The sequence below is a fragment of the Streptomyces sp. WAC06614 genome, assembly GCF_003949795.1.
GTDB lineage: Bacteria > Actinomycetota > Actinomycetes > Streptomycetales > Streptomycetaceae > Streptomyces.
Genome location: NZ_RPRY01000704.1, coordinates 1 through 1,078 on the forward strand (window position 1 = coordinate 1; position 1,078 = coordinate 1,078).

Annotated in this window: 1 protein-coding gene; it reads right to left on the reverse strand. The window is 69.3% G+C overall.

Going from position 1 to position 1,078, the window contains the following annotated elements:
- Nucleotide 1: 1 nt before the first annotated feature.
- Nucleotides 2-964 carry an IS481 family transposase gene (locus tag EF918_RS36015; RefSeq protein ID WP_185922100.1) on the reverse strand — a complete coding sequence of 321 codons (963 nt, stop codon included), beginning with the start codon at nucleotides 962-964 and terminating at the stop codon, nucleotides 2-4.
- Between the last annotated feature and the right edge of the window lie 114 nt (nucleotides 965-1,078).

The window sequence follows — 1,078 nt, forward strand, 5'->3', positions numbered from 1 at the left end:
CCTAGGTGTGTTGTCCGGAGAGGTTGGTGCCGCGGCTGGCGGGTGTTTGGCCGCCGATGCCGGTGTGGGGTCGGTGGTAGTTGTACCAGTGCAGCCAGTCGGTGAACGCTTCCATCCGGTCACGGTCTGAGGCGTAGGGCTTTTGATAGGCCCATTCCTCGAGCAGGGTGCGGTGGAAGCGTTCGACCTTGCCGTTGGTCTGCGGCCGCCAGGGGCGGGTCCATCGGGGGCTGATGCCCAGGTCGCGGCAAGTGTTGCGCCAAGTGTTCTTGCTGTAGGCCCAGGCGTTGTCGGTCAGGACCCGTTCGATCGTGATGCCTTGTGCGGCGAACCAGGTGGTGGCGCGTGTGAGGAAGCCGGCGCAGGTGGGTGCGGTCTCGTCGGGCAGGTCTTCGGTGTAGGCGAGGCGGGAGTGGTCGTCGAGGGCGGTGTGGAGGTAGGCGTAGCCGGCGCCGTTGCGGCGGTTCTTGTTCGGGCTGCCGGCGGCCCGGCCGAGGGCTTTGTGGCCGCCGCCGTCAGGGATCCGGCCGAGTTTCTTGACGTCGATGTGGACCAGTTCTCCGGGCCGGGCGCGTTCGTAGCGGCGGACCACTTCGCCGGTGGCCCGGTCCAGGATGGCCAGGGGCGGCTGGCCGTTGCGGACGAGGATGCGGTGGGCGGTCGAGGCCGCGATGCGGCAGCGGACAGCCAGCCGTAGCGGGCCGATCCGGTGCTCGCGCCGCAATCGCAGCACCTCGGCCTCGACCTCGGCCGCCGTCCTGCGGGGCTGGTGGTGGGGCCGGCTGGAGCGGTCACTCATTCCGGCGACGCCCAGCGTGCGGTAGCGGCCGGCCCAGCGGGACGCGGTCGTGTGGCTGACCTGGAAGCGTTCTGCGGCTCGCCGCACAGGCCAGCCGTCATCGACGACACAACGGGCCAGGCGAAGTCGCCCGGTCTCGGTCAGCGGGGCATTACGGTGGGGCACGAGGGCCTCCTCGGATCCGTGTAGATGTCGCAATCCACACCGAACCCGGAGGCCCTCACCCATTTCAAGAACCCAGCACGCGTGTCACCAACGTCCCGGGACAACACACCTAGG